This is a genomic window from Streptomyces hamibioticus (assembly GCF_047946815.1).
GTDB lineage: Bacteria > Actinomycetota > Actinomycetes > Streptomycetales > Streptomycetaceae > Streptomyces.
In genome coordinates this window covers 4,501,343-4,524,835 of sequence record NZ_JBKKQY010000001.1, presented here as the reverse complement: position 1 = coordinate 4,524,835, position 23,493 = coordinate 4,501,343, and the positions used below count along the sequence as shown (strand labels likewise).

20 protein-coding genes and 1 tRNA gene are annotated in these 23,493 nt (G+C 72.3%); 9 read left to right on the top strand and 12 right to left on the bottom strand.

Annotated elements, in window-relative coordinates:
• Positions 1 to 54 precede the first annotated feature (54 nt).
• Positions 55 to 1,416, top strand: a complete 1,362-nt coding sequence (locus ACLGIH_RS20680; protein WP_416526746.1) for a type III PLP-dependent enzyme domain-containing protein — start codon at positions 55 to 57, stop codon at positions 1,414 to 1,416.
• 172 nt (positions 1,417 to 1,588) lie between these two features.
• Here ACLGIH_RS20680 and ACLGIH_RS20675 read toward each other — a convergent pair whose 3' ends face one another.
• Together ACLGIH_RS20675 and ACLGIH_RS20670 are read right to left on the bottom strand one after the other, a co-directional pair.
• Positions 1,589 to 2,173 (bottom strand): hypothetical protein, encoded by a 585-nt coding sequence (locus ACLGIH_RS20675; protein WP_416526745.1) that lies wholly within the window; start codon positions 2,171 to 2,173, stop codon positions 1,589 to 1,591.
• 115 nt (positions 2,174 to 2,288) lie between these two features.
• Positions 2,289 to 3,155, bottom strand: a complete 867-nt coding sequence (locus ACLGIH_RS20670; RefSeq protein ID WP_416526744.1) for a MurR/RpiR family transcriptional regulator — start codon at positions 3,153 to 3,155, stop codon at positions 2,289 to 2,291.
• Positions 3,156 to 3,350: 195 nt separating this feature from the next.
• Between ACLGIH_RS20670 and ACLGIH_RS20665 the strand changes: the two genes are divergently transcribed.
• Positions 3,351 to 3,776, top strand: a complete 426-nt coding sequence (locus ACLGIH_RS20665) for a hypothetical protein (protein WP_416529435.1) — start codon at positions 3,351 to 3,353, stop codon at positions 3,774 to 3,776.
• Positions 3,777 to 4,338: 562 nt separating this feature from the next.
• Here ACLGIH_RS20665 and ACLGIH_RS20660 read toward each other — a convergent pair.
• Positions 4,339 to 5,727, bottom strand: a complete 1,389-nt coding sequence (locus tag ACLGIH_RS20660; RefSeq protein WP_416526743.1) for a cystathionine beta-synthase — start codon at positions 5,725 to 5,727, stop codon at positions 4,339 to 4,341.
• Between the two features lie 184 nt (positions 5,728 to 5,911).
• On the opposite strand from ACLGIH_RS20660, the gene ACLGIH_RS20655 reads away from it, so the two are divergent.
• From ACLGIH_RS20655 to ACLGIH_RS20645, 3 genes are all read left to right on the top strand, one after another.
• Entirely contained in the window at positions 5,912 to 6,931 is a 1,020-nt protein-coding gene (locus ACLGIH_RS20655; protein WP_416526742.1) for an SGNH/GDSL hydrolase family protein, read from the top strand.
• Positions 6,932 to 7,296: 365 nt separating this feature from the next.
• Entirely contained in the window at positions 7,297 to 8,517 is a 1,221-nt protein-coding gene (locus ACLGIH_RS20650) for an acetyl-CoA C-acetyltransferase (protein ID WP_416526741.1), read from the top strand.
• A 308-nt stretch (positions 8,518 to 8,825) separates the two neighbouring features.
• The gene (locus tag ACLGIH_RS20645; RefSeq protein WP_416526740.1) at positions 8,826 to 9,605 is read left to right on the top strand and encodes a hypothetical protein; all 780 of its coding nucleotides are present in this window, start codon (positions 8,826 to 8,828) and stop codon (positions 9,603 to 9,605) included.
• Between the two features lie 81 nt (positions 9,606 to 9,686).
• Here ACLGIH_RS20645 and ACLGIH_RS20640 read toward each other — a convergent pair whose 3' ends face one another.
• A complete protein-coding gene (locus ACLGIH_RS20640; protein WP_416526739.1) occupies positions 9,687 to 9,998 on the bottom strand; it encodes a hypothetical protein in 312 nt (103 codons plus the stop codon).
• Between the two features lie 102 nt (positions 9,999 to 10,100).
• Between ACLGIH_RS20640 and ACLGIH_RS20635 the strand changes: the two genes are divergently transcribed.
• A complete protein-coding gene (locus tag ACLGIH_RS20635) occupies positions 10,101 to 10,328 on the top strand; it encodes a DUF4287 domain-containing protein (protein WP_416526738.1) in 228 nt (75 codons plus the stop codon).
• Positions 10,329 to 10,414: 86 nt separating this feature from the next.
• Here the strand turns inward: ACLGIH_RS20635 and ACLGIH_RS20630 are convergent, their stop codons facing one another.
• The 3 genes from ACLGIH_RS20630 to ACLGIH_RS20620 form a co-directional block, all read right to left on the bottom strand.
• Positions 10,415 to 11,308, bottom strand: coding sequence for a Bax inhibitor-1/YccA family protein (locus ACLGIH_RS20630; protein WP_416526737.1), 894 nt, complete (start codon positions 11,306 to 11,308; stop codon positions 10,415 to 10,417).
• Positions 11,309 to 11,455: 147 nt separating this feature from the next.
• Positions 11,456 to 12,637, bottom strand: a complete 1,182-nt coding sequence (locus ACLGIH_RS20625) for a 4-hydroxybenzoate 3-monooxygenase (RefSeq protein ID WP_416526736.1) — start codon at positions 12,635 to 12,637, stop codon at positions 11,456 to 11,458.
• A gap of 243 nt (positions 12,638 to 12,880) precedes the next feature.
• Positions 12,881 to 12,964, bottom strand: a tRNA-Leu gene (locus tag ACLGIH_RS20620).
• 415 nt (positions 12,965 to 13,379) lie between these two features.
• Between ACLGIH_RS20620 and ACLGIH_RS20615 the strand changes: the two genes are divergently transcribed.
• Positions 13,380 to 14,150, top strand: coding sequence for an ABC transporter ATP-binding protein (locus ACLGIH_RS20615; protein ID WP_416526735.1), 771 nt, complete (start codon positions 13,380 to 13,382; stop codon positions 14,148 to 14,150).
• Between the two features lie 55 nt (positions 14,151 to 14,205).
• Positions 14,206 to 16,734 (top strand): ABC transporter permease, encoded by a 2,529-nt coding sequence (locus ACLGIH_RS20610; protein ID WP_416526734.1) that lies wholly within the window; start codon positions 14,206 to 14,208, stop codon positions 16,732 to 16,734.
• A gap of 66 nt (positions 16,735 to 16,800) precedes the next feature.
• Here the strand turns inward: ACLGIH_RS20610 and ACLGIH_RS20605 are convergent, their stop codons facing one another.
• Together ACLGIH_RS20605 and ACLGIH_RS20600 are read right to left on the bottom strand one after the other, a co-directional pair.
• Positions 16,801 to 18,105, bottom strand: a complete 1,305-nt coding sequence (locus ACLGIH_RS20605) for a class I SAM-dependent methyltransferase (RefSeq protein ID WP_416526733.1) — start codon at positions 18,103 to 18,105, stop codon at positions 16,801 to 16,803.
• 262 nt (positions 18,106 to 18,367) lie between these two features.
• On the bottom strand, positions 18,368 to 19,750 hold the full coding sequence (locus ACLGIH_RS20600; protein WP_416526732.1) for an NAD(P)/FAD-dependent oxidoreductase: 1,383 nt from the start codon (positions 19,748 to 19,750) through the stop codon (positions 18,368 to 18,370).
• Positions 19,751 to 20,186: 436 nt separating this feature from the next.
• Here ACLGIH_RS20600 and ACLGIH_RS20595 point away from each other — a divergent pair, with 436 nt between their 5' ends.
• Positions 20,187 to 21,362 carry a PP2C family protein-serine/threonine phosphatase gene (locus ACLGIH_RS20595; RefSeq protein ID WP_416526731.1) on the top strand — a complete coding sequence of 392 codons (1,176 nt, stop codon included), beginning with the start codon at positions 20,187 to 20,189 and terminating at the stop codon, positions 21,360 to 21,362.
• An 18-nt stretch (positions 21,363 to 21,380) separates the two neighbouring features.
• On the opposite strand, the gene ACLGIH_RS20590 is transcribed toward ACLGIH_RS20595, so the two are convergent.
• The 3 genes from ACLGIH_RS20590 to ACLGIH_RS20580 are packed head-to-tail and all read right to left on the bottom strand — an operon-like array spanning position 21,381 to position 23,424.
• On the bottom strand, positions 21,381 to 22,322 hold the full coding sequence (locus ACLGIH_RS20590; RefSeq protein ID WP_416526730.1) for a Ppx/GppA phosphatase family protein: 942 nt from the start codon (positions 22,320 to 22,322) through the stop codon (positions 21,381 to 21,383).
• Positions 22,319 to 22,885, bottom strand: coding sequence for a DUF501 domain-containing protein (locus ACLGIH_RS20585; RefSeq protein ID WP_416526729.1), 567 nt, complete (start codon positions 22,883 to 22,885; stop codon positions 22,319 to 22,321). Before ACLGIH_RS20585 ends, ACLGIH_RS20590 begins: the two co-directional genes overlap by 4 nt.
• A gap of 59 nt (positions 22,886 to 22,944) precedes the next feature.
• Positions 22,945 to 23,424, bottom strand: a complete 480-nt coding sequence (locus ACLGIH_RS20580; RefSeq protein ID WP_416526728.1) for an FtsB family cell division protein — start codon at positions 23,422 to 23,424, stop codon at positions 22,945 to 22,947.
• Positions 23,425 to 23,493 lie beyond the last annotated feature (69 nt).

Below are 23,493 nucleotides of genomic sequence, written 5' to 3'. Positions count from 1 at the left end.
CGCGGATGTTTGGCTGGACGTATGGGCGCAGGCATCCACGGGACGGGGGACCACATGCGACAGGCCGACGGCGGCACCGGCGGGGAGCGGGCGGCGCGACGGGACCAGGCCGTGCGGGCGGCGGTGGAACAGGGGCTGCTCGGGCCCGACTCCGCCGTGCTGGGGCTGCTGGACGTCGCCGGCATCCGGGAGTCGGCGGCCGAGCTGCGGGCGGCGTTCGACGCGGTGGTGGCGCCGGGGACGCCCGTGCTGCACGCGTTCGCGGTGAAGGCGACGCCGCTGGTGCCGGTGCTGCGACTGCTGCACGAGGAGGGCATCGGCGCGGAGGTCGCGAGCCCCGGGGAGCTGGCGCTGGCCCGCGCGGCCGGGGTACCGGTGGGGCACACGGTGCTCGACTCGCCCGCGAAGACACCGGGCGAACTGCGCGAGGCACTGGCGCTGGGCATCGCCGTCAACGCGGACAACCCGCAGGAACTGGAGCGCATCGACGCGCTGATGAGGTCCGCGCCCAGCCGCTCGCCGCTGGGCGTCCGGGTGAACCCGCAGATCGGCGGCGGCTCCATCGAGGCGCTGTCGACGGCCACGGCGACCTCGAAGTTCGGGGTGGCGCTGCGCGACGAGGGCGCCCGGGAGTGGGTGGTGCGGGCCTGTCTGGACCGGCCCTGGCTGACCCGGCTGCACGCGCACACCGGCTCGCAGGGCATACCGCTGCCGCTGATGGCCGAGGGCGTGCGGGAGACGTACACGCTGGCCGAGGAGATCAACGAGCGGGCCGGGCGCCGGCAGATCGACACTCTCGACATCGGCGGCGGACTGCCGGTGAACTTCGCCTCGGACGCCACGGCCCCGACGTACGCCGAGTACGCGCGCGTGCTGCGCGAGGCGGTGCCGGGGCTGTTCGACGGACGGTACGGGCTGGTCACCGAGTTCGGGCGGTCGCTGCTGGCCAAGCACGGGACGGTGGTGGCGCGGGTGGAGTACGCCAAGAGCGCGGGCGGGCGGCCGGTCGCGGTCACTCACGCGGGCGTGCAGGTCGCGACGCGGACGGTGTACGCGCCGGGGGCGTGGCCCCTGCGGATCGCCGTCTTCGACGGCAAGGGGCGGCCGAAGGAGGGGGCCGTCGTGGCGCAGGACGTGGCCGGGCCCGCGTGCTTCGCCGGGGACCTGCTGGCGGTGGGGCGGGAGTTGCCGCTGGTGGAGCAGGGGGACCATGTGGCGGCGCTGGACACGGGGGCGTACTGCTTCGCGCACCACTACGCGTACAACTCGCTCGCGCGGCCCGGGATTTACGGGTTCTCGACGGACGGGGCGAACGTGGCCTTCGCCGTCGTCCGGGAGGCCCAGTCGGTCGAGGAGATCGTCACCGAAGCGGGAGGGGCGCACGCCGATGCCCTGACGTCCGGCCTCGCGCCTTAGGAGCTGGGAGCAGTGCCGTAGGGGCAGGGGCAGCGCCGTACGGGCCGGGGGCAGCGCCGTAGGGGGCCAGGATCGGTCGAGGGCTGCGGCTTCGCCGTGGCCGGTCGCGTTCCGCGGCCGAGCCGCACGATGTCACGGCATCCGCGCCCCTACGGCGTCGTTCAGCCGCCCGTCACACCAGGGCCGGCGCCTTTCGCCTCGCTCCGCCCGGAGCCGCGTCGCCCGCTGCGATGCCCGTGCTGCGGTAGGCCCTGACCGTCTTGCCGGTGGGGCGTCCGGCGTTCCTGGCGAGCCAGTCGACGCGGACCCACAGCAGGGCATCCTCGGTGCGTTCGAGGCGGCCGATCCAGGCGGCCTTGACCCACAGGCCCGCGCCGCAGCCGGCCAGCAGCATGCCGCCGGCGGCGGGTGCGGCGAAGGAACCGCCCAGGGCGGCGAGGAAGGCGAGGAGAAGCCACCAGCGGTGGCCCCGGCGCCAGTTGCGCGCGGTGACCGCCCGGTCCTGGAGGACGTCGTGCTTGCCCGCGCGGGCGGCCGAACGGGCGAGGGCGGTGTACCGCCTGCGGCGGACGCAGGCCACGACGCCCACCGCGACCAGGAACAGCGCCGCCCCGGCCAGCACGCCGATCCGGCGTCCGGTCAGGCCCGGCACCAGCAGTCCGATGCCTGCCGCGAGTACGCCCAGCCACCACATGGGTGCCGCTCCCGCCCGTACGACGACGGCCACCCGGGCCAGCCCTTGTCCTCCGCGCGCCACGTTCCGCCTCCGTCTCTCGTCTGTTGCAGCGTCCGAGGGTGTGTGAGCCCGGCCACGGTAACGCGGAAACGTGAGACGAATCTGAGAACGGCCACCGGCAGCCCTCACGAGGCCGTCACTCCACGAACAGGCCCCGCGCCGCCGCCTTGGCGTCGAACTCCTCCAGCCGCGCCTGGGCGTCCGGCAGGTCGTCGCACATCGCCTCCAGCAGCACCCGGCCGAGCAGCATCGGCGCGCAGGCGGTGTCGAAGGCGAGCCCGGTACCGACGGCGGCCGGCAGCAGCAGGTCGGACACCTTGGCGACCGGCGCGAAGGCGGAGTCGGCGACGGTGACCACGGTGAGCCCCGCCTCCTTGGCGTGCACGAGGGTGTCGACGACCTCGCGGGGATGCCGGGGCAGCGCGAAGCAGAGCAGGGCGCCGGCACCGGCCCGGACGGCGGCGTCGATCCGGTCGTGGATCATCGTGCCGCCCTCGTTCAGCAGCCGGACGTCCGGATGGACCTTGGCGGCGAAGTAGGCGAAGCCGTGCGCCTGGGCGGCCGCCGCACGCAGCCCGAGGACCGGCAGCGGGCGGCTCGCGGCGAGCACCCGCCCCGCCTGCCGCACGGGACCCGGGTCGGCCAGGGCCGCCGCCAGGTGGCGCAGGTTCTCGATCTCGGCCTCGACCGCCTGCTGGTACTCGTTGTGGGCGCCGGGCTCGGCGGCCGGTCCGGCGGGCGCGACCTCGCGCAGATGGCGGCGCAGGGCGGGGTAGCCGTCGAAACCGAGGGCGACGGCGAACCGGGTCACGGACGGCTGGCTGACCCCGGCCAGCTCGGCCAGCTCCACGCTGGACAGGAAGGGCACGTCGGCCGCGCGCCGCACCATGCTGTGCGCGATGCGCCGCTGGGTGGGCGTCAGCCGGTGCCCCTCGAAGAGCGCCTGCAGCCTCGCGGCAGGGCTGTCGGTCGCACTCCCGCTCCCGCTCCCGCTCCCGCTCATGACTGTGCTCCCCCTCGATCCTCGCCTCTTCACGGACCGCCTCTGCGCCCGGCCGCCCATTCACGGACCGTAGGGCCTGCATACCGTTATACAGCCGCAGGGGCCTCCACCGCCCGGCCGTCCCCCGCACGGAAACGGGGGCTAACCCCAGTGCCACCCGGTCTCCGGCTGCCTACCGTGGGCCGTATGACCGGAATGGACGCGCGGGACGCCGACCTGAAGAAGGAACTCGACGCCGCCCTGCAGGCCCGCAGGGAGCTGGGCGAGGAGTACGAGTCCGCGCTGGTCGACTCGTTCCTGGAGAAGGTCGATCAGCGCATCGACGGCGCGGTCGAGCGCCGGATGCGACGGCAGCTCGCCGAGCAGCAGACGCGGGTGGCCCGGGACTCCCGGTCGCCGAGACCGACGGACTCCTGGGGCGAGCGGTTCGGTTTCGGCATCGTCTCGCTGGTCCTCGCCGTCCCCCTGTCGGCGATCGGCGCCGGGACCGCCCACCTCCCCGGGCTCCTGGTCGCCTGGGCCGGCATCGTCGGCGTCAACGTCGTCCAGGTGGCCCGCACCGACCCCGGCCTGTTCCGGCGCCGGCGGCGGCACGAGCGGGACGGCGACTGGGAGGACTGAGGACCGGGAGGGGCTGAGGACAGGGAGGGGCCGAGGACAGGGAGGGGCCGAGGACAGGGAGGGGCCGAGGACCGGGAGGGGCCGAGGACCGGGAGGGGCCGAGGACCGGGACTCGAGGACCGGCGCCGTCGGCGTGAGGTGAGCGCGGGGACCGCCGCACCCCCGTTGCCGGGGGGCGGGACGACGGCGGTCCCCGCGAGGGACGCGGGGCCGGGCCCACGGGCCGGGCGGCGCGTCCGTGGCGTCCAGGGAGGTCCGGGAGCCGCTCCGGAAGTCCGTGACGCCGTACGGTGCCGGAGGGGGCGCGGGGAGCCGCTCCCGCTTCTCCCTTCCGACAACCCCACTGTGACGGGCCGGTGTTAAGCGAGTGCTGCGCGGACGTGACACCCGCGTACCACTTCCGCGAAGTCCGCACCGGCCACCGGCCGCCTCAACTCCGCCCTCGGCACCGGCCGTTCACCCGGGGTTCACGCAAAGCCCGGAGAACGGAGCCCAGAGCCCGGCGATCAGCGCCCGGCGACCGGCGACCAGAAGCCCGGATCAGGCCCAGGGTGCCGTCCGCTCACTTGCCGCTCCTGGCGAGGAACGCCAGCAGGTCCTGACGGCTCACCACACCGGTCGGCTTGCCCTCGACGAGGACGATCGCCGCGTCGGCCCGGCCGAGGACGGACATCAGGTCAGCGACCGGCTCGCCGGAGCCGACCTGGGGCAGCGGGGCGGACATGTGCTTCTCCAGCGGGTCGTCCAGCGAGGCCCGCTTGGCGAACAGGGCGTCCAGCAGCTCCCGCTCGACGACCGAGCCGACGACCTCGGCGGCCATGACGTCCGGGTGGCCGGCACCGGGCTTGACGATGGGCATCTGCGAGACGCCGTACTCGCGCAGCACCTCGATGGCCTGGCCGACCGTCTCGTCCGGGTGCATGTGGACGAGGGACGGGATGGCGCCGCCCTCCTTGTCGTGGAGGACGTCGGCGACGCGGGCGCTGGGGCCGGCGTCCTCCAGGAAGCCGTAGTCGGCCATCCACTCGTCGTTGAAGATCTTGCTGAGGTAGCCGCGTCCGCTGTCCGGCAGCAGCACGACCACCACGTCGTCCTCGGTGAGCCGCTCGGCGACCTCCAGGGCGGCGACGACCGCCATCCCGCAGGAGCCGCCCACCAGCAGGCCCTCCTCCTTCGCCAGCCGCCGGGTCATCTGGAAGGAGTCCTTGTCGGAGACGGCCACGATCTCGTCCGCGACGGTCCGGTCGTAGGCGGTCGGCCAGAAGTCCTCGCCGACGCCCTCGACGAGGTACGGCCGCCCGGAGCCGCCGGAGTACACCGAGCCCTCGGGGTCGGCGCCGATCACCTTGACCCGGCCGTCGCTGACCTCCTTCAGGTACCGGCCGGTACCGGAGATGGTGCCGCCGGTGCCGACGCCGGTGACGAAGTGGGTGATCTTCCCCTCCGTCTGCTCCCACAGCTCAGGACCGGTGGAGTGGTAGTGGGAGAGCGGGTTGTTCGGGTTGGAGTACTGGTCGGGCTTCCAGGCACCGGGCGTCTCCCGGACCAGCCGGTCGGAGACGTTGTAATAGGAGTCGGGGTGCTCGGGGTCCACCGCCGTGGGGCACACGACCACCTCGGCCCCGTACGCGCGCAGCACGTTGATCTTGTCCGTGGACACCTTGTCCGGGCAGACGAAGATGCACTTGTAGCCCTTCTGCTGGGCCACGATGGCGAGTCCCACACCCGTGTTGCCGCTGGTCGGCTCGACGATCGTGCCGCCGGGCCGCAGCTCGCCGCTCTGCTCGGCGGCCTCGACCATGCGCAGGGCGATGCGGTCCTTCACCGAGCCGCCCGGGTTGAAGTACTCCACCTTGGCCAGGACGGTCGCCCTGATGCCCCGGGTCACGCTGTTGAGCCTCACCAGCGGGGTGTTGCCGACGAGGCTGATCATCGAGTCGTGGAATTGCACCGTTGTCTCCGGATGCCGCAAAAGATGTGGTCGAAAGAAATGGCTGTGATGTTCCGCCAGCCAGCCTATGGCCTGCCGGTGCCCCGCGGCCCCGTGGCGGTCGTTCACTCCCCGTTGAGATTGGACGACGGCCGGTACGGGGCAAGCACTGGTTGTACGGCTCGTGAGGAGGTGGCGGCGACGCATGACGAGCATGTCGAGGGCGAGGGTGGCCCGGCGGATCGCGGCCGGCGCGGCTTACGGCGGCGGCGGCATCGGTCTGGCGGGCGCCGCCACGGTCGGTCTGCTGCTGGCCGAGGTGCGGTTGGCCAGACGCCGGGTGGGCAACGGCACGCCGGGTCGCGTGCCGAACGCGGGGGGCCTGTACGGCGGCACGCTGCCGACGGCCGGTGAGCCTCCCCTGCGGCTGGTGATGCTGGGCGACTCCACGGCGGCCGGTCAGGGCGTGCACCGGGCCGGGCAGACACCGGGCGCACTGCTGGCGTCGGGGCTCGCGGCGGTGGCGGAACGCCCGGTCCGGCTGGAGTCCGTCGCGCTGCCGGGGGCCCGCTCGGACGACCTGGACCGGCAGGTGGGGCTGGTGCTGGCGGACCCCGCCCGGGTGCCCGACATCTGCGTGATCATGATCGGCGCCAATGACGTCACCCACCGCATGCCGGCCACCAGCTCGGTCCGTCACCTCTCGGCGGCGGTGCGGCGGCTGCGCACGGCCGGGGCGGAGGTCGTCGTCGGCACCTGTCCGGACCTGGGCACCATCGAGCCAGTGCGGCAGCCGCTGCGCTGGCTGGCCCGGCGGGCGTCCCGGCAGCTGGCGGCGGCGCAGACGATCGGGGTCGTGGAGCAGGGCGGGCGCACGGTGTCGCTGGGCGACCTGCTGGGCCCGGAGTTCGCGGAGAACCCGCGGGCGATGTTCGGTCCCGACAACTACCACCCCTCCGCCGAGGGCTACGCCACCGCCGCGATGGCGGTGCTGCCGACGGTCTGCGCGGCGCTCGGCCTGTGGCCGGAGGAGGAGCGTCCGGACGTCACCCGCCACGAGGGCTTCCTGCCGGTGGCGCGCGCCGCGGCCGAGGCCGCCTCCGAGGCGGGTACGGAGGTCGCGGCGGCGTCGACGGGGGCGCGGGGGCCGTGGGCCCTGCTGAAGCGCCGGCGGCGGCGCCGGGTGGCCGAGCCGGACCCGGCTCCTGCGGCCCCTTCCGTGTGACGCATCCCTGCGCTGGTGCGGGGCTCGCCGGGGGTCCGCCGCCCGTCCCCACCGGCCTGAACGGCCTCGCCCTCAGACGCCGGACGGCCTGGCACCCGCTGGGACGCAACGCCGGACGGCCCGGAACACCCGCCGGGACGCAACGCCGGACGGCCCGGAACACCCGCCGGGACTCAGACGCCGGACGGCCCGGCGTACCTGCCGGTACTCAAACGCCCAACGGCCCGGAACACCGCGCCGCCACCCGAAAAGCAAGCGCTTAGAAAGTTGCGGTCCATGTCACACCGCCGGACCCGTGACCCAGGCCATACGTCCCGGTAACTTCCCAAGCAGCCGCCCGACCCTCGTAAGCCAATGGAGCCGTGATGCCCGAAGCCGTGATCGTCTCTGCCACCCGCTCCCCCATCGGCCGCGCGTTCAAGGGCTCCCTCAAGGACCTGCGCCCGGACGACCTGGCCGCCACGATCGTGCAGGCCGCCCTCGCCAAGGTGCCGGAGCTGGACCCGAAGGACATCGACGACCTGATGCTCGGCTGTGGTCTGCCCGGCGGCGAGCAGGGCCACAACCTCGGCCGGATCATCGCCGTACAGATGGGGATGGACCACCTGCCGGGCTGCACCGTCACCCGGTACTGCTCCTCGTCCCTGCAGACCTCGCGCATGGCCCTGCACGCCATCAAGGCCGGTGAGGGCGACGTCTTCATCTCGGCCGGTGTCGAGATGGTGTCCCGCTACACCAAGGGCAACTCCGACACCCTCCCCGACACGCACAACCCGCTGTTCGCCGAGGCCGAGGCCCGCACGGCCGCGGTCGCCGAGCAGGAGGGGACGACCTGGCACGACCCGCGCGAGGACGGCCTGCTGCCCGACCCGTACATCGCGATGGGCCAGACGGCCGAGAACCTGGCCCGGCTCAAGGGCATCACCCGCCAGGACATGGACGAGTTCGGCGTCCGCTCGCAGAACCTCGCCGAGGAGGCCATCAAGAACGGCTTCTGGGAGCGCGAGATCACCCCGGTCACGCTGCCCGACGGCACGGTGATCTCCAAGGACGACGGCCCGCGGCCCGGCGTCACCATGGAGGGCGTCGCCGGCCTCAAGCCGGTCTTCCGCCCCGACGGCATGGTCACCGCCGGCAACTGCTGCCCGCTCAACGACGGCGCCGCCGCCCTGGTGATCATGAGCGACACCAAGGCCCGCGAGCTGGGCCTGACGCCGCTGGCCCGGATCGTCTCCACCGGCGTCTCCGGCCTCTCCCCGGAGATCATGGGCCTGGGCCCGGTCGAGGCCTCGCAGCAGGCGCTCAGGCGCGCGGGGCTCACCATCGACGACATCGACCTGGTCGAGATCAACGAAGCCTTCGCCGCGCAGGTCATCCCCTCCTACCGCGACCTGGGCATCCCGCTGGAGAAGCTGAACGTCAACGGCGGCGCCATCGCCGTCGGCCACCCGTTCGGCATGACCGGCGCCCGGATCGCCACCACGCTCATCAACTCCCTCCAGTGGCACGACAAGCAGTTCGGCCTGGAGACCATGTGCGTGGGCGGCGGCCAGGGCATGGCCATGGTCATCGAGCGCCTGAGCTGACCGGCACACCGATGAAGGGCACCGGGGCACCGCTGAGGGACTGTCAGTAGCACCCGGCGGACCCAACGTGACGACCGGCCCGGAACCCCGCCTGAAGCAGGGTTCCGGGCCGTTTTGTGACCCAATCTCCCCCAGGATGTGACCTATCTCCCTCGCCACAGGATCCACGCAGGTCAACACAGCCACACCCACCCCTGCCGGGCAAAAAGTCCTGTCCGTTTCGTGACGTTACGCACTGACAGCGGGTTAGTCCGCCCTTCAAGCTGATGTAGGAAGTCGGGGGTCGACTTTGAACCGGGAGTACGTCAGTGAGCGCAACACAGATCGCCCTGCTGCTCACCACGGCCGCCACCGGCGCCGTGGGCGTCGCGGTCCTGCGCAGCATTCTGGTGCTGCGTCGCCAGGTCGCGGCCCTGCACACCGAGCTGGCCGAGGGCCGGGCAGCCGCCGGGCCGGCGCGGGTCCCCGCCGCCCGCACCGCCGACGCCGAGGAGATACGCGCCGCGGTCGCCGAGGCGCTGGCCGAGGAGCGGGAGCGGGAGCTGGCCGAGGCGCGTGCCTTCTGGGCCGCCCAGGAGACGCGGGACGCCTCCGACACGCCGCTGCTGCTGGGCCTGCCGGACAGCGAGCTGTTCCTGCCCCGGCCGGCCGACCTGGCGGGCCTGGAGCCGGTGACCGAGCCGGGCGCGGACACCGACGAGCCGTCCGGTGAGTCGGCCGAGCTGGCCGCCGCCCGCCGCCGGCACCCCTCGCACCCCGACTTCGTACCCAACCCGTCACCGGCCGTGAACGACCACGAGCGCACCGTCGCCACGCTGGAGGAGCTGGCCGCCGGCCGCGTCGGCCTGGCGGACGTCCGCCCGGGCCCGCTGGGCACCCTGGACGTCTACGTCTTCGCCGACGGCACGACGCTGTGCATGACCCCGGGCCACCGGGAGACCGCCGAGCGCCTGTCCGCAGCGCTGCGCGCGGGTGACACGCCGGTGCTGCTGGGCGGGTCGGGCGTGTCGGGGGCGTACGCGCTGACCTTCGCCTGCGGCGAGGAGAGCGTCTACATCCTGGCGGACCGCGTCATCGCGTCCCTCTAGTCAGGGAGCCGGGAAGGCCGGGGAGCCGGGGAGCCGGGAAGGCAGAGAGCCGGGGCCGACCGCATCGCACGCGCCGGGGACTCACACCCCGGCGCGTTTCTGTGCGTCCGCCACCAGCCGTACCGCGTCCTCCAGCTCGGCCTCGCTCTTGAGTACGAGGGCCAAATCGTGTGCGGCCACGGTGATCTGGTCGGCGGCGGCGAACATCCCCGCGTCGGGCATCTGCCGGGGCTCGCTGCCGGGCCGCTCGGCCAGCTGGGCGCGCCGGGCCAACTCCCTGGCCAGCTCCAGTGCTTCGGCGGCGGCCCCCCGCTGCAACCGGCTCTGCGGGGCGGCCCGCAGCCGGTCGGCGAAGTGATCCACCGCGCGGGTCAGAGGCGTCGTATCAACCACGGCGTGAGCGTACGCGGATGTGCGGGACTGTTGCCAACGCGCGAACGCTCAGGCACGGTGACCTGAAGGACCGGCTTACATCCCATGCGTCCGGAGGCGCCGATGTCCCACGTCCTCTCCGAGGAAACCCATCGCAACCTGCTCGCCCGCATCCCCCAGTGCACCGGCCGTGAGATCTCCGACTGGCTGCGCACCGTCGAAGAGGGCCCCGCTCTCCGCTTCGAGGAGAAGGTCAGCTGGCTCCGCCACGAACACAACCTCGCCTACGGCCACGCCAAGGCGATCATCCACGAGTACGACCTGAGGAGGGCCGCGCGCAAACTGCTCTAGGCGCGCACTGCCACAAGGACGAAGGGCCCCGGGAGGAGACCCGGGGCCCTTTCACGCGCCTGCGTCGGCAGCCGTCCGTCGTCGCGTCAGTCGCTGCTGTTGAGGATCGAGATCAGGCGCAGGAACTCCAGGTAGATCCACACCAGCGTCAGGGTGAGGCCGAAGGCCGCGAGCCAGGCCTCCTCGCGCGGGGCGCCGTAGGCGAGGCCGTCCTCGACCTGCTTGAAGTCCAGGGCGAGGAAGCAGGCGCCGAGGATGATGCCGACGACGCCGAAGATGATGCCGAGGGTGCCGCTGCGGAAGCCGAGGCCGTCACCGCCGCCGAAGACCGCGAAGAGCAGGTTCACCGCCATCAGCAGGATGAAGCCGAGGGCGGCCGCCATGACGAAGCCGTAGAAACGGCGGTTGACGCGGATCCAGCCCGCCTTGTACGCCACCAGCACACCGGCGAAGACCGCCATGGTGCCGATCACGGCCTGCATCGCCGCTCCGTCGGCGATGTGGGTGTCGACGACGTTGGAGATGACGCCGAGGAAGACACCCTCGAACGCCGCGTAGGTCAGGATCAGCGCGGGCGACGCCTTGCGCTTGAAGGCCTGGACGAGCGCCAGGACCATGCCGATCACCGCGGCGCCGATGGCGATGCCGTACGACCGCCCGAGGTTGGCCTCGTCGACCGGCAGCAGCGCCCAGGCGAGTGCCGCCGTGACGACGAGCACGCCGAGGGTGGTGGCGGTCCGCATGACGACGTCGTCCATCGTCATCCGGCCGGTGGTGGCCGGCGCCTGCGGCGGCGCGCCGTGCTGCAGGTCCTGCTGGGCGTACGGGTTCTGCGCGTACGGATTGCCGGTGGGCTGCGCGTACGGGTTGGCCTGCGTGGCGACGGCGGGTCCCCCGGCCTGCGGCGCGGTGTTGAAGCCCGCGTAGCCGTTGTCGCGGCTGAACCCCCGTCGCGAGAAGACCGGGTTCGTGCTCCTCATTTCACTCCTCCATGGCCGCCCTGCGCGGCCTTGGCTCAAGAGTAATGGAAAGGCAAAGGATTGACCCTAGTGCCTGGGGAGGATCTTTCCCCCGTGCTGCTGGCCAACACGGTACGCCGATCCGTGATTCCCCTCACGGCGGGGGCCTCACCCCCGGTCGAACGGGAAACCGGTGTAGGCCTCGGCGAGGTCGGTCTCGGCGGCGCGGGAGGAGGCGATGCGGTCCAGACGGGCGATCTGGAGGCGGTCGTCGAAGCCGGTGGCGTCGGGGGCGCGGTGCAGCAGGGCGGTCATGTCGTAGGAGAACCGCTCGGCCTGCCAGACCCGGCGCAGGCAGGTCGCGGAGTAGGCGTCGAGCAGCTCGTCGGAGCCGGTGGCCCGCCGGTGGGTGAGCGCCCGCGCGAAGGTGACGACGTCGCCGACGGCGAGGTTCAGGCCCTTGGCGCCGGTGGGGGGCACGATGTGAGCGGCGTCACCCGCCAGGAAGAGGCGGCCGTGGCGCATGGGTTCGTGGACGTGGGAGCGCATGGGGGTGACCGACTTCTGGGTGATCGGGCCGCGCTCCAGCCGCCAGTCGTCCGCGGTCTCGAAGCGGCGCTCCAGCTCGGCCCAGATCTCCTCGTCGCTCCAGTCCTCCGCGTCGGCGTCCGCGGGCACCTGGAGGTAGAGGCGGGAGACGGACGGGGAGCGCATGGACAGCAGGGCGAAGCCGCGGTCGTGGCGGGCGTAGACCAGTTCGTCGTGCGAGGGGGCGACGTCGGCGAGGATGCCGAGCCAGCCGAACGGGTACGCGCGTTCGAAGGTGCGGACGAGGCCGGTGGGTATCGCCTTGCGGGCGACCCCCCAGAAGCCGTCGCAGCCGACGACGTAGTCGCAGTCCAGCACGTCCTCCACGCCCCCGTGGCGGAAGCGGACGCGCGGGCGGTCGGTGCCGGCGCCCTCGACGGCCAGCGCCTCCGCCTCGAACAGCAGCGGGCCACCCTCCTTCAGCCGGAGGGCGATGAGGTCCTTGCACACCTCCGTCTGGGCGTAGACCATCACCGACCGGCCGCCGGTCAGGGCGGGGAAGTCCACGCGATGGCGCTTCCGGTCGAACCGCAGCTCGATGCCGTCGTGGCGCAGTCCCTCGCGGTCCATCCGCTCCCCGGCACCGGCCGCGCGCAGCACGTCCACGGTCCCCTGCTCCAGGATCCCGGCGCGCTGGCGGCGCTCCACGTAGGCGCGGTCGCGGCTCTCCAGGACGACCGAGTCGATCCCGGCGTTGTGGAGCAGCCGGGCGAGGAGCAGGCCGGCGGGGCCGGCTCCGATGATCCCGACGGTGGTGCGCATCGGTCGTTCCCTTCGATTGGCGTCGTTGCCGCCACGTCTCGATCGGCATCGTTGCCGTCACGTCACGTGGTCGCCGGCGCTGCCGCCGGCGCCGTGGTGGTCGACGTCGCGGCGCCGCAGCTCCGCTTCCGCTGTTCGTGTAGCGAAATTTTCTTCACTATCTGCTGACGTGAGTTTCCGGCCACGTACGCCCGCTGTCAACGGGTCTGCGGGGAAGTCGTCGGGGGATCAGCGATGTGGAGGTGCCCGGAGCCGGACTTGAACCGGCACGCCCGCGTAGGGGCAGCGAGGTTTAAGCTCGCCGTGTCTGCATTCCACCATCCGGGCAGGCCGTGGGCTCCGCGTCGAGATCCCGAGCCTATCGGGACGCACACCTCGAACATCGGGGCGAGCACGCGATGTTGTCTTATTTTATTGATGTCTGAGGGAGCATCAGTCACGCGGGCATGCCTCCGCACCTGCCAATAGCCTTGCTCGCGACGGACGGCCGTGCGTGCGGAATGACGGAATTTCACCGTCCCGACCAGGGCGTACGACCTGTTCTCACACGGTCGGCGGACGGCCCGAGATGTCAGGGACGCTGTCAGGGGCGCTCGTCCTCCCCAGGTATGACACCTCCCCGCGGTGTCCGACCCGAGTCGCCCCCCGGAACCGGAACAGCGGCTGACTACACGGCGCCCGGCGGCCGAGACGATGGATGACGTCCCGAACACACCGTCGTCCCGTCAGGAGCACCCTTCCCGTGACCACCGCACCCATCGCCGACCGGACCACCTCCGTGGCCGCACGGGCCACGGAGCTGTCGAAGATCTATGGCCAGGGCGAGACCCAGGTGGTCGCCCTCGACCGGGTCTCCGTCGACTTCCCGCGCGCCCAGTTCACCGCGATCATGGGCCCCTCCGGCTCCGGCAAGTCCACGCTGATGCACTGCGTGGCCGGCCTGGACACCTTCTCCTCCGGTTCGGTGCGCATCGGAGACACCGAGCTGGGCTCCCTGAAGGACAAGCAGCTGACCAAGCTGCGCCGGGACAAGATCGGCTTCATCTTCCAGGCCTTCAACCTGCTGCCGACGCTGACGGCCCTGGAGAACATCACCCTTCCGATGGACATCGCGGGCCGCAAGCCGGACAAGCAGTGGCTGGACAGCGTGATCCAGATGGTGGGACTCTCCGGCCGGCTCGGCCACCGCCCCGCCCAGCTCTCCGGCGGCCAGCAGCAGCGCGTGGCCGTGGCCCGGGCGCTGGCCTCCAAGCCGGAGATCATCTTCGGGGACGAGCCGACCGGCAACCTCGACTCGCGCTCCGGCGCCGAGGTGCTGGGCTTCCTGCGCAACTCGGTGCGGGAGCTGGGCCAGACGGTGGTGATGGTGACCCACGACCCGGTGGCCGCGGCCTACGCGGACCGGGTGGTGTTCCTCGCGGACGGACGGATCGTCGACGAGGTGTTCGGCCCGACGGCCGACTCGGTGCTGGACCGCATGAAGCAGTTCGACGCCAAGGGCCGCACCAGCTGACGACCGCTCGCCCCGTTCCCCCCGTCGTACGTCTGTCTGGACAGAGAAGACCCCCATGTTCCGTACCGCCTTGCGCAACGTACTCGCGCACAAGGCCAGGCTGTTGATGACCGTGCTCGCCGTGATGCTCGGCGTGGCGTTCGTGTCGGGCACCCTGGTCTTCACCAACACCGTCTCCGACGCCTACCAGAACAGCTCCGCCAAGGGCTTCGACCAGGTGGACGTCGCCGTCACGCCGGACTACCAGGACGCCGAGGGCGACCGGGTCGGCAAGCAGCACGAGCTGACCGACGCCCTGCTGGAGAAGAGCGCCCAGGTGCCCGGCGCCGCGTCCGCGATCGGCGTCGTGCAGGGCTTCACCGCCGTCGCCGACAAGGACGGCAAGCTGATCGGCGACGGCTTCAGCACGCAGGGCGGCAACTACTGGGGCGGCAAGGACCCCCGGTACCCGCTGGTCGACGGGCGCGCCCCGAAGGGCAGGGGCGAGATCCTCATCGACTCCGAGACCGCCGAGCGCACCGGCTACCAGGTCGGTGACACCGTGCGGCTGTCGGTCGACGGCCCGGTGCTCACCCCGGAGATCACCGGCATCTTCACCACCGACGACGGCAATGTCGCGGCCGGCGGCAGCCTCGCCCTGTTCGACACGGCGACCGCCCAGCAGCTGTTCGGCAGGACGGGCACGTACGACGAGATCGCCGTCAAGGCGAAGGCCGGCGTCACCCAGGCCGCGCTCAAGGCCGAGCTGGACAGGGCGCTGCCGGAGGACGTCGTGGAGACCACCACCGGCAAGCGGCTCGCCGACGACCAGGCGGAGATGATCGCCTCGTCGATGAGCGGCCTGAAGCAGGGCCTGCTGGTCTTCGCCGGCATCGCGCTGTTCGTCGGCACGTTCATCATCGCCAACACCTTCACCATGCTGGTCGCCCAGCGCACCAAGGAGCTGGCCCTGCTGCGCGCCGTCGGCGCCTCCCGCAAGCAGGTCACCCGGTCGGTGCTGATCGAGGCGTTCGTGGTCGGCGCGGTCGCCGCCGTGGTCGGCCTGGTCGCGGGCGTCGGGATCGGTGCCGGGCTGCGCTCCCTGATGGGCGCCCTGGACGCACCCGTGCCCGACGGCCCCCTGGTGATCACGCCGGGCACGGTGGTCGCGGCCCTCGCGGTCGGCATCCTGGTCACCGTGCTGGCCGCGTGGCTGCCGGGCCGCCGGGCGGCGAAGATCCCGCCGGTGGCGGCGATGAGCAGCCTGCACGCCAAGGCGACGACCAAGTCGCTGGTGCTGCGCAACACCCTCGGCGCGCTGTTCTCGGCGGCCGGCGTCGCGGTGGTCCTGGCGGCCACGACGATGAACGGCTCGGACGGGCAGGCCCCGATGGGACTCGGCGCGGTGCTGCTGATCATCGGCGTGTTCGTCCTGACGCCGCTGCTCTCCCGCCCGCTGATCGCCGCCGCGGCGCCCGTGCTGCGCGCGTTCGGCGTCGCCGGCAAGCTCGCCCGGCAGAACTCGGTGCGCAACCCGCGCCGTACCGCCGCCACCGCCTCGGCGCTGATGATCGGGCTCACCCTGATCACCGGCATGACGGTGATGGCGGGCAGCCTGCAGAAGTCGATCGACAAGATGGCGTCGGCGGCGATCGAGGCCGACTACGTGGTCTCCATGGCGAACCACAACCCGCTCTCCCCGGACGTCGCCGAGAAGCTCCGGCGGGTCGACGGGGTCACCGCCACCAGCCCGCTGCGCAACGCGCCCTCCCGGATCGGCGGCGAGACCGAGTACCTCACCGGCGTCGACGGCTCCACCATCGGCAAGCTCACCGACCTCGAGGTCGACTCGGGCACCTTCGAGGTCGGCGGCACGGACGTCGTCGTCGACGACACCACCGCGAAGGAGCACGGCTGGAAGGCCGGCTCGTCCTTCACCGTCGCCTACGAGGACGGCAAGAAGCAGCGGCTGGCGGTCGCCGGGGTCTACCGGGGCAACGACATGATCCGCGGCATCATGCTCGACACCGCGACCCTCGCCCCGCACCAGCCGGACCCGGTCGACATGCAGGTCATGGTGAAGACCTCCGGCGGCACCTCCGAGGCGACGAAGGACCGGCTGGTCGATGCCCTCGGCACCAACCCGGCGATCAAGATCCAGGACAAGAAGGACATCTCCCAGGAGATCGCGCAGATGTTCACGCTGATGCTGAACATGCTCTACGGCCTGCTGGCCATGGCCGTGATCGTGGCGGTCCTCGGGGTCATCAACACCCTGGCCATGTCGGTCTTCGAGCGCTCCCAGGAGATCGGCATGCTGCGGGCGATCGGCCTGGACCGCCGGGGCATCAAGCGGATGGTCCGCCTGGAGTCCCTGGTGATCTCCCTGTTCGGCGGTGTGCTGGGCATCGGGCTCGGGGTGTTCTTCGGCTGGGCGGCCGGTGAGCTGCTGGGCTCGACGATGGCGACGTACGAGCTGGTGCTGCCGTGGGAGCGGATGGCGGTCTTCCTGGCGCTGGCCGCGGTCGTCGGTGTCCTGGCGGCGCTGTGGCCGGCCCGGCGGGCGGCGCGGCTGAACATGCTGACGGCCATCAAGACCGAGTAGCCGCGGCGGGCGTACGGCGACGAGGGCCCCGCTCCCTTCCGAAAGGGGAGCGGGGCCCTCGCGCGGTCAGTTCCAGGTGCGGGCGCGCAGCGGCATGCCGGAGGCGCCGGACTCCGGGGTGCGCACCGCCAGGACCTGGTTGACGCCGATGCGGTTGTGCTCGAAGGCCAGCGCGGAGGCCGCCATGTACAGGCGCCAGACGCGGGCCCGGCCGGGGGTGGTGAGCTGCACGGCGCGCGGCCACCCGTCCTCCAGGTTGGCGACCCAGCGGCGCAGGGTGAGCGCGTAGTGCTCGCGGATCGACTCCACGTCGCGCACCTCGAACCCGGCGCGCTCCAGCTGGGTGACGGTGGTGCCGAGGGGGGCCAGTTCGCCGTCGGGGAAGACGTAGGCGTCGATGAAGGCGTCCACGCTGTACGCGGTCTCGTCGCGCTCCGGACGGCGGGCGATCTGGTGGTTCAGCAGCCGTCCGCCGGGCTTGAGCAGCGCGTGCAGGACCCGGGCGTACTCCAGGTAGCGGCCGGCGCCGACGTGTTCGGCCATGCCGATGGAGGAGATCGCGTCGTAGGGCCCGTCCGCGACGTCCCGGTAGTCCTGGACGCGGATCTCCACCCGGTCGGTGAGCCCCTCCTCGGCGACGCGCTTGCGGGCGTAGGCGGCCTGCTCCTGCGAGAGGGTGATGCCGACGACGCTCACCCCGTGGTCGCGGGCGGCGTGGATGGCCATCGAGCCCCAGCCGCAGCCGACGTCGAGCAGCCGCTGACCGGGCTTCAGGCCGAGCTTGCGGCAGACGAGTTCGAGCTTGTCGCGCTGGGCGGTCTCCAGCGTGGCCCCGGAGGCCCCGGGGGACTCGTCCCAGTAGGCGCACGAGTAGACCATGGAGGGGCCGAGGACGAGTTCGTAGAAGTCGTTGCCGACGTCGTAGTGGTGGCTGACGGCGCGTCTGTCGGTGCGGCGGGTGTGCAGATGGCCCCGGCGCCGGCGGACCTCCTCGGCGGGCGGGGCGGGCGGCAGCGGCGGCCCGCCGAGCCTGACCAGCCCGCGCACGGCGGCGCGCACCTCGGGGTCACGCAGCGCCTGGCCGAGGGTCCTGGCGTCCTCGCCGCGCTCCCAGATCAGACCGGAGAGCAGATCCAGGGCGGCGTAGAGGTCGCCGTCGACGTCCAGGTCGCCGGCCACCCAGCCGCGGGCCAGGCCCAGTTCACCGGGCTTGAACAGCAGCCTGCGCAGGGCGCGGCGGCTGCGGACGACCAGTACCGGGGCGCCCGGCGGGCCGGCCTGCGAACCGTCCCAGGCACGGACGCGGACCGGGAGCGGAGCCCCCAGCATCTGTTCGACCAGCCCCTTCAGCCGCGGCGCGACGTCCGCCATGGTGCACACCTCCGTGACAACGATCCCGAAAGTCCGACACCACGTAAACACCTGAGCGCCCCCGCCGCAGTCCCCCGTGCGCGTTATGGCTGGGTAAACCTTCGTGCGGGGTGACGGTCGGAGGACAAGCGCGCCGCGGCGAGGGCGCCACCTCGTCCGAAGAAGCCGACGGCGAGAGATCAGGTGGAGGCGAACGCCGAAGGGGCCGCCCGCACCACGGATGGCGGGTGGCCCCTTCGGGGAGTGGTCGAGGTGACCGGGGTCAGGAGGCCTTGGCCTTCTGTCCCTCGGGCTTGGCCGCGGCGACCGGGGCCGGCTTGGCGGCCTCGTAGAACTCCTCGCGCGGGGACTCGATCGCGCCGAGCGAGACGACCTCGCGCTTGAGGAACATGCCGAGCGTCCAGTCCGCGAAGACCCGGATCTTGCGGTTCCAGGTCGGCATCGCCATGCCGTGGTACGCGCGGTGCATGTACCAGGCGAGCCGGCCCTTGAGCTTGATCTTGGTCTTGCCCAGGACGATCATCGCGACGCCCTTGTGCAGGCCGAGGCCCGCGACCGCGCCCTTGTTGGCGTGGCTGTAGTCCTTCTGCGGGAAGCCCCGCATGCCGGACACCACGTTGTCGCCGAGCACCTTGGCCTGGCGCAGCGCGTGCTGGGCGTTCGGCGGGCACCAGGCGTTCTCGTTGCCGGCCTTGCGGCCGACCAGGTCCGGGACCTGGGCGTTGTCGCCCGCGGCCCAGATGTAGTCGGTGCCCTTGACCTGGAGCGTGGGCTCGCAGTCGACGTGGCCGCGGGGGCCGAGCGGCAGACCGAAGCGGGTCAGGGCCGGGTTCGGCTTGACGCCCGCCGTCCACACGATCGTGTTGGAGTCGACCTCGAGGCCGTTCTTCAGCACCACGTGGCCGTCGACGCAGGACTCCATGGAGGTGGACAGGTAGACCTCGACGCCGCGGCCCTCGAGGTGCTCCTTGCCGTACTTGCCGAGCTTGGGGCCGACCTCGGGGAGGATCTTGTCGGCGGCGTCGACGAGGATGAAGCGCATGTCCTCACGGGACACGTTGGTGTAGTACTTGGCCGCGTCCCGGGCCATGTCCTCGACCTCACCGATGGTCTCCGCACCGGCGAAGCCGCCACCGACGAAGACGAAGGTGAGCGCCTTGCGGCGGATCTCCTCGTCGGTGGTGGAGTCGGCCTTGTCGAGCTGCTCCAGCACGTGGTTGCGCAGGCCGATGGCCTCCTCGATGCCCTTCATGCCGATGCCCTGCTCGGCGAGGCCGGGGATCGGGAAGGTGCGGGAGACCGCGCCCATGGCGATGACCAGGTAGTCGAAGGGCAGCTCGTACGCCTCGCCGGTCAGCGGGGCGATCGTGGCCACCTTGCGGTCCTGGTCGATGGTGGTGACCCGGCCGGTGAGGACCTCCGCCTTGGGGAGCACGCGCCTGAGGGGGACGACGACGTGTCGCGGGGAGATGTTGCCGGCGGCGGTTTCGGGGAGGAAGGGCTGGTAGGTCATGTACGACCGGGGGTCGACGACGGTGACGGTCGCCTCTCCGTAACGCATCTTCTTCAGAATGCGCCGAGCTGCGTACAGGCCTACGTACCCACCGCCTACTACGAGGATCCTGGGACGCTCCGTGGTGCTCATGCCATCGAGTATCCACCCGTCTGAGGGGGGTGCTTCGTGCGCCCCTTCACAAGCTCCGGTCAGGGCTGTGTTACACTCCGCCGCCCAGTGACGGAGATCATGGCGCCGAACGGGAACCACCGTGTAGGGGACCCGGCTGTCAATGCCGCGTGAGCTGCCCATCCGCATCGTGGAACCGGCCGGACCGGGGCCGGCCACCCCGTCCGCCGAACCCGCCCCGGGCGGCATCCTGAACGTGTTCAAAGGGCAGTTGAGCCCTCAAAAGGGTCAACGGCCGGGTTTTTGTCGTCCGACAGGGCCCATTTCCTTGTGAAGAACTTCACGAACTTTCTCGCGAGGCTCCTCCCGGCGCCGCCCCGCGACCCCCCGAACGCGCTCACACGTTGGCCGACCTGCTCAGTCGTCCCTAGTGTGCTCGGGGAGAGAAAGGTTCCGCATGAGCCCGCACCGCCGTGCGACGGGGCTGCTCTCCTACGCCCCGGAGCCGGAGAGCATCGCGCTGCCGCGGTGGGCCCGATGGCTGCCCGTGGCCCTGATCGTGCTGGCCGTCGCCGTGGAACTGACCACCTCGGCGCCCGTCACCGGCAACTCCCTGCTGGTCCTCAGCGCGATGATGGCCGCCTGCGTCTACGCGCTGCCCATGGTGGTGCTGCTGGCGGTGCTGAACAGCGCGGCCGGGGTGCTGCTGCTGTTCACCCGGCACCTGGCGAACGACGCCGGCCATCGGGCGGCGGACTACTTCGCCCTGTTCCTGCTGGTCTGGGTGTCCGTACCGCTGTGCGCGCTGCGGCTGTCCCTGCGCCGACGGCTGGCGGGAGCCGCGAAGGCCGCGGAGTACGCGCAGCGCGCGGTGCTGCCCCCGGTGCGGGCCTGGCTGGGACGCACCTGGATCGCCGTGCGTTACGAGGCCGCCTCGCACTCGGCGGCCGTGGGCGGGGACCTGTACGCCGCCGAGCGCACCCGGTACGGCGTACGGCTGCTCATCGGCGACGTGCGCGGCAAGGGCCTGGACGCGATCCCGAGCGTGGCGGCGCTGGTGGGCAGCTTCCGGGAGGCGGCGCACCACACGGAGACGCTGCCGCTGCTCGCCCGCCATCTCGACGAGGCCGTCACCCGGTACGCCCACGACGTGGCGGCCGTGCGCGCCGGTCAGGGGGCGGACGGCGGCGAGGACGTGGACGGCGAGCGCTTCGTCACCGCGGCCGTCGCCGAGATCCCGCCCGGGGGCGAGGAGGTGCGGCTGCTGAGCCGGGGCCACTGCCCGGCGTTCCTGGCGAGCGAGGCGGGCGTCGAGGAGTGGACGCCGGCCGACACGGGGCTCCCGCTCGGCCTCGGCGAGCTGGACCCCGGCCCCTGGGAGTACGACAGCCGCCCCTTCGCCGCCGGCGACCTGCTCCTGCTGTGCACCGACGGCCTGCTGGAGGCCCGGGACGCCGACGGCGCGTTCTTCTCGCCCGCGGAGGGCCTGCGCGCCGCCTGGCGTCAGGGGCCGCCCACCGTGGTGGAGACCCTGGCCCGCCTGGTCCACCGCCACGCGGGCGGCGTCCTCGCCGACGACCTGGCCCTGATGGCGGTCACCGTCGCGAAGAACCCGCCGCCGTCGGGACACTGACCCCCGCCGTCCGCCCCGTTACGCCACGGACCAGGCGATCCCGTCCAGGATGTCGTGTTCGCTCACCACGACCTCCTCCGCGCCCATCCGGTCCATGATCGCCAGCAGGACGAGGGCGCCGGACGCGATCACGTCGACGCGGCCCGGGTGCATGGACGGCACCGCCGCGCGCTCGGCGTGGGTGGAGTGCAGCAGCCAGTGGGCGATCTCGCGGACCCGGTCGCGGGAGACGCGGGAATGGTGGATGGCCGTCGAGTCGTACTCGGGCAGCTCCTGCGCGATGGCCGAGACCGTCGTGACCGAGCCGGCCAGGCCGACCAGGGTGCGGGCCTCGCGCAGCGGCACCGTCTGCTCCGCCAGGTCGAGGGCCGCCTCGATATCGGCCCGCATCGCCGTGATCTGCTCCTCGGTGGGCGGGTCGGTGACCTGCCCGTCCCGGACCAGGTGGCGCTCGGTCATCCGGACGCAGCCGACGTCGACGGAGCGGGCGGCGCGCACATGGTCGTCACCGACGACGAACTCGGTCGAGCCGCCGCCGATGTCCACCACCAGGAAGGGCCGGTGCAGGTCCGCCCGTCCGGTCAGCTCCTCGGTGGCGCCGGTGAAGGAGAACTCGGCCTCCTGGTCGCCGGTGATCACCTCCGGCTGCACGCCGAGGATGGCCATCACCCCGCGGACGAACTCGTCGCGGTTCTCGGCGTCCCGGGAGGCGGAGGTGGCCACGAAGCGCACCCGCTCGGCGCCGTGCTCCTTGATGACCTCGGCGTACTCGCGGCAGGCGGCGAAGGTCCGCTCCAGCGCCTCGGGGGCCAGCCGGCCGGTGCGGTCGACGTCCTGGCCGAGCCGCACGATCGTCATGCGCCGGTCCAGGTCGGTCAGCTCGCGCTTGGCCGGGTCGATGTCGGCGACCAGCAGCCGGATGGAGTTCGTACCGCAGTCGATGGCGGCGACCCGGGTCACTCGGCGCCCCCTTCGTGCTGGTCCTGGTCCTCGCCCTGGCCGCCCTCGTCCGGGGCCGTCACGCACGGTCCCTTGCGCCACCACTCGGGCAGCATGGCGATCGCCTCGTCGCCCAGCGGGTTGACGCCCGGGCCGGCCGCCAGCGAGTGGGCGACCAGCACGTGCAGGCACTTCACCCGGTCCGGCATGCCGCCCGCGCTGGGGAAGTTCTTCAGTTCCTCGATCTCGTCGCGGCGCCGGATGTAGTCCTCGTGCGCGGCCCGGTAGGCGGCGGCCAGCACCGGGTCGGCGGCCAGCCGCTCGGTCATCTCCTTCATCACGCCGTTCGCCTCCAGCGTGCCGATCGCCGAGGAGGCGCGCGGGCACGTCAGGTAGTACAGCGTCGGGAAGGGGGTGCCGTCGGGCAGCCGTGGGGCCGTCTCCACGACGTCCGGCTGCCCGCAGGGGCAGCGGTGCGCGATGGCGCGCAGTCCGCGCGGCGGACGTCCGAGCTGGTGCTTGAAGGCCTCGACGTCCGCGTCCGTGGGCTCGGTGCGCGGGGTGGGCGGCGGAGGGGTTTCCATGACGGTCTTCGGGTGTCTTTCTGTCTGGTCGGTGTCGGGCACGCCGGTCCCGGGGCGGCTCAGCGGTCGGCGGCGGCGTCGGCCTTGTCCACCCCGTCCAGCACGTTGCGGTACCAGGGGCGGTCGGCCGCCCCGGGGCCGGTGCGGGACTTCCTGACCGGGTCCGGGTCCCGCATGATGTACCCGGTCTCCCCGGGCAGCACGTAGTGCAGCCGCAGCCGGATCTGCTGGGCGGCGTAGGCGTCGTCCTGCCAGCGTGCCTTGAGGTCGCGCAGCTCCTCGACCCGCTGCTCGGCCTCCTGCTTCTGCCGCTGGAGGTCGGCGATCTCGGCCCGCTGGGCGATGTACTGCCGTATCGGGTAGGCAAGCGCGACCACGAGCGAGCAGACCACCAGCGCGAGCAGCGCCGCCCGGCCGGTCAGCCGGGAGCGGCGGGCCTGGCGCCTGGTCTGCGAGCGGTAGACGCGGGCCGCGGTCTGCTCCCCGAGCAGCCGGATCCGCGTCGCGGTGGAGAAACGGTCCCGGTCCTTCACCGCCATGTGCCCCGCCTCCCGTTCACGTCGTGCGTGTTCATACCGTGTTCATACGTGCGTACGTCCCCGCACACG

Coding starts and splice junctions, on each gene's coding strand:
- ACLGIH_RS20650 (WP_416526741.1), top strand. CDS start 7,297: ATGCCCGAAGCCGTGATCGTCTCTGCCACCCGCTCCCCCATCGGCCGC.
- ACLGIH_RS20580 (WP_416526728.1), bottom strand. CDS start 23,424: ATGGCGGTGAAGGACCGGGACCGTTTCTCCACCGCGACGCGGATCCGG.
- ACLGIH_RS20670 (WP_416526744.1), bottom strand. CDS start 3,155: ATGAGCGGGAGCGGGAGCGGGAGCGGGAGTGCGACCGACAGCCCTGCC.
- ACLGIH_RS20605 (WP_416526733.1), bottom strand. CDS start 18,105: ATGGCGGACGTCGCGCCGCGGCTGAAGGGGCTGGTCGAACAGATGCTG.
- ACLGIH_RS20595 (WP_416526731.1), top strand. CDS start 20,187: ATGAGCCCGCACCGCCGTGCGACGGGGCTGCTCTCCTACGCCCCGGAG.
- ACLGIH_RS20630 (WP_416526737.1), bottom strand. CDS start 11,308: ATGAGGAGCACGAACCCGGTCTTCTCGCGACGGGGGTTCAGCCGCGAC.
- ACLGIH_RS20635 (WP_416526738.1), top strand. CDS start 10,101: ATGTCCCACGTCCTCTCCGAGGAAACCCATCGCAACCTGCTCGCCCGC.
- ACLGIH_RS20585 (WP_416526729.1), bottom strand. CDS start 22,885: ATGGAAACCCCTCCGCCGCCCACCCCGCGCACCGAGCCCACGGACGCG.
- ACLGIH_RS20600 (WP_416526732.1), bottom strand. CDS start 19,750: ATGAGCACCACGGAGCGTCCCAGGATCCTCGTAGTAGGCGGTGGGTAC.
- ACLGIH_RS20625 (WP_416526736.1), bottom strand. CDS start 12,637: ATGCGCACCACCGTCGGGATCATCGGAGCCGGCCCCGCCGGCCTGCTC.
- ACLGIH_RS20680 (WP_416526746.1), top strand. CDS start 55: ATGCGACAGGCCGACGGCGGCACCGGCGGGGAGCGGGCGGCGCGACGG.
- ACLGIH_RS20655 (WP_416526742.1), top strand. CDS start 5,912: ATGACGAGCATGTCGAGGGCGAGGGTGGCCCGGCGGATCGCGGCCGGC.
- ACLGIH_RS20665 (WP_416529435.1), top strand. CDS start 3,351: ATGGACGCGCGGGACGCCGACCTGAAGAAGGAACTCGACGCCGCCCTG.
- ACLGIH_RS20610 (WP_416526734.1), top strand. CDS start 14,206: ATGTTCCGTACCGCCTTGCGCAACGTACTCGCGCACAAGGCCAGGCTG.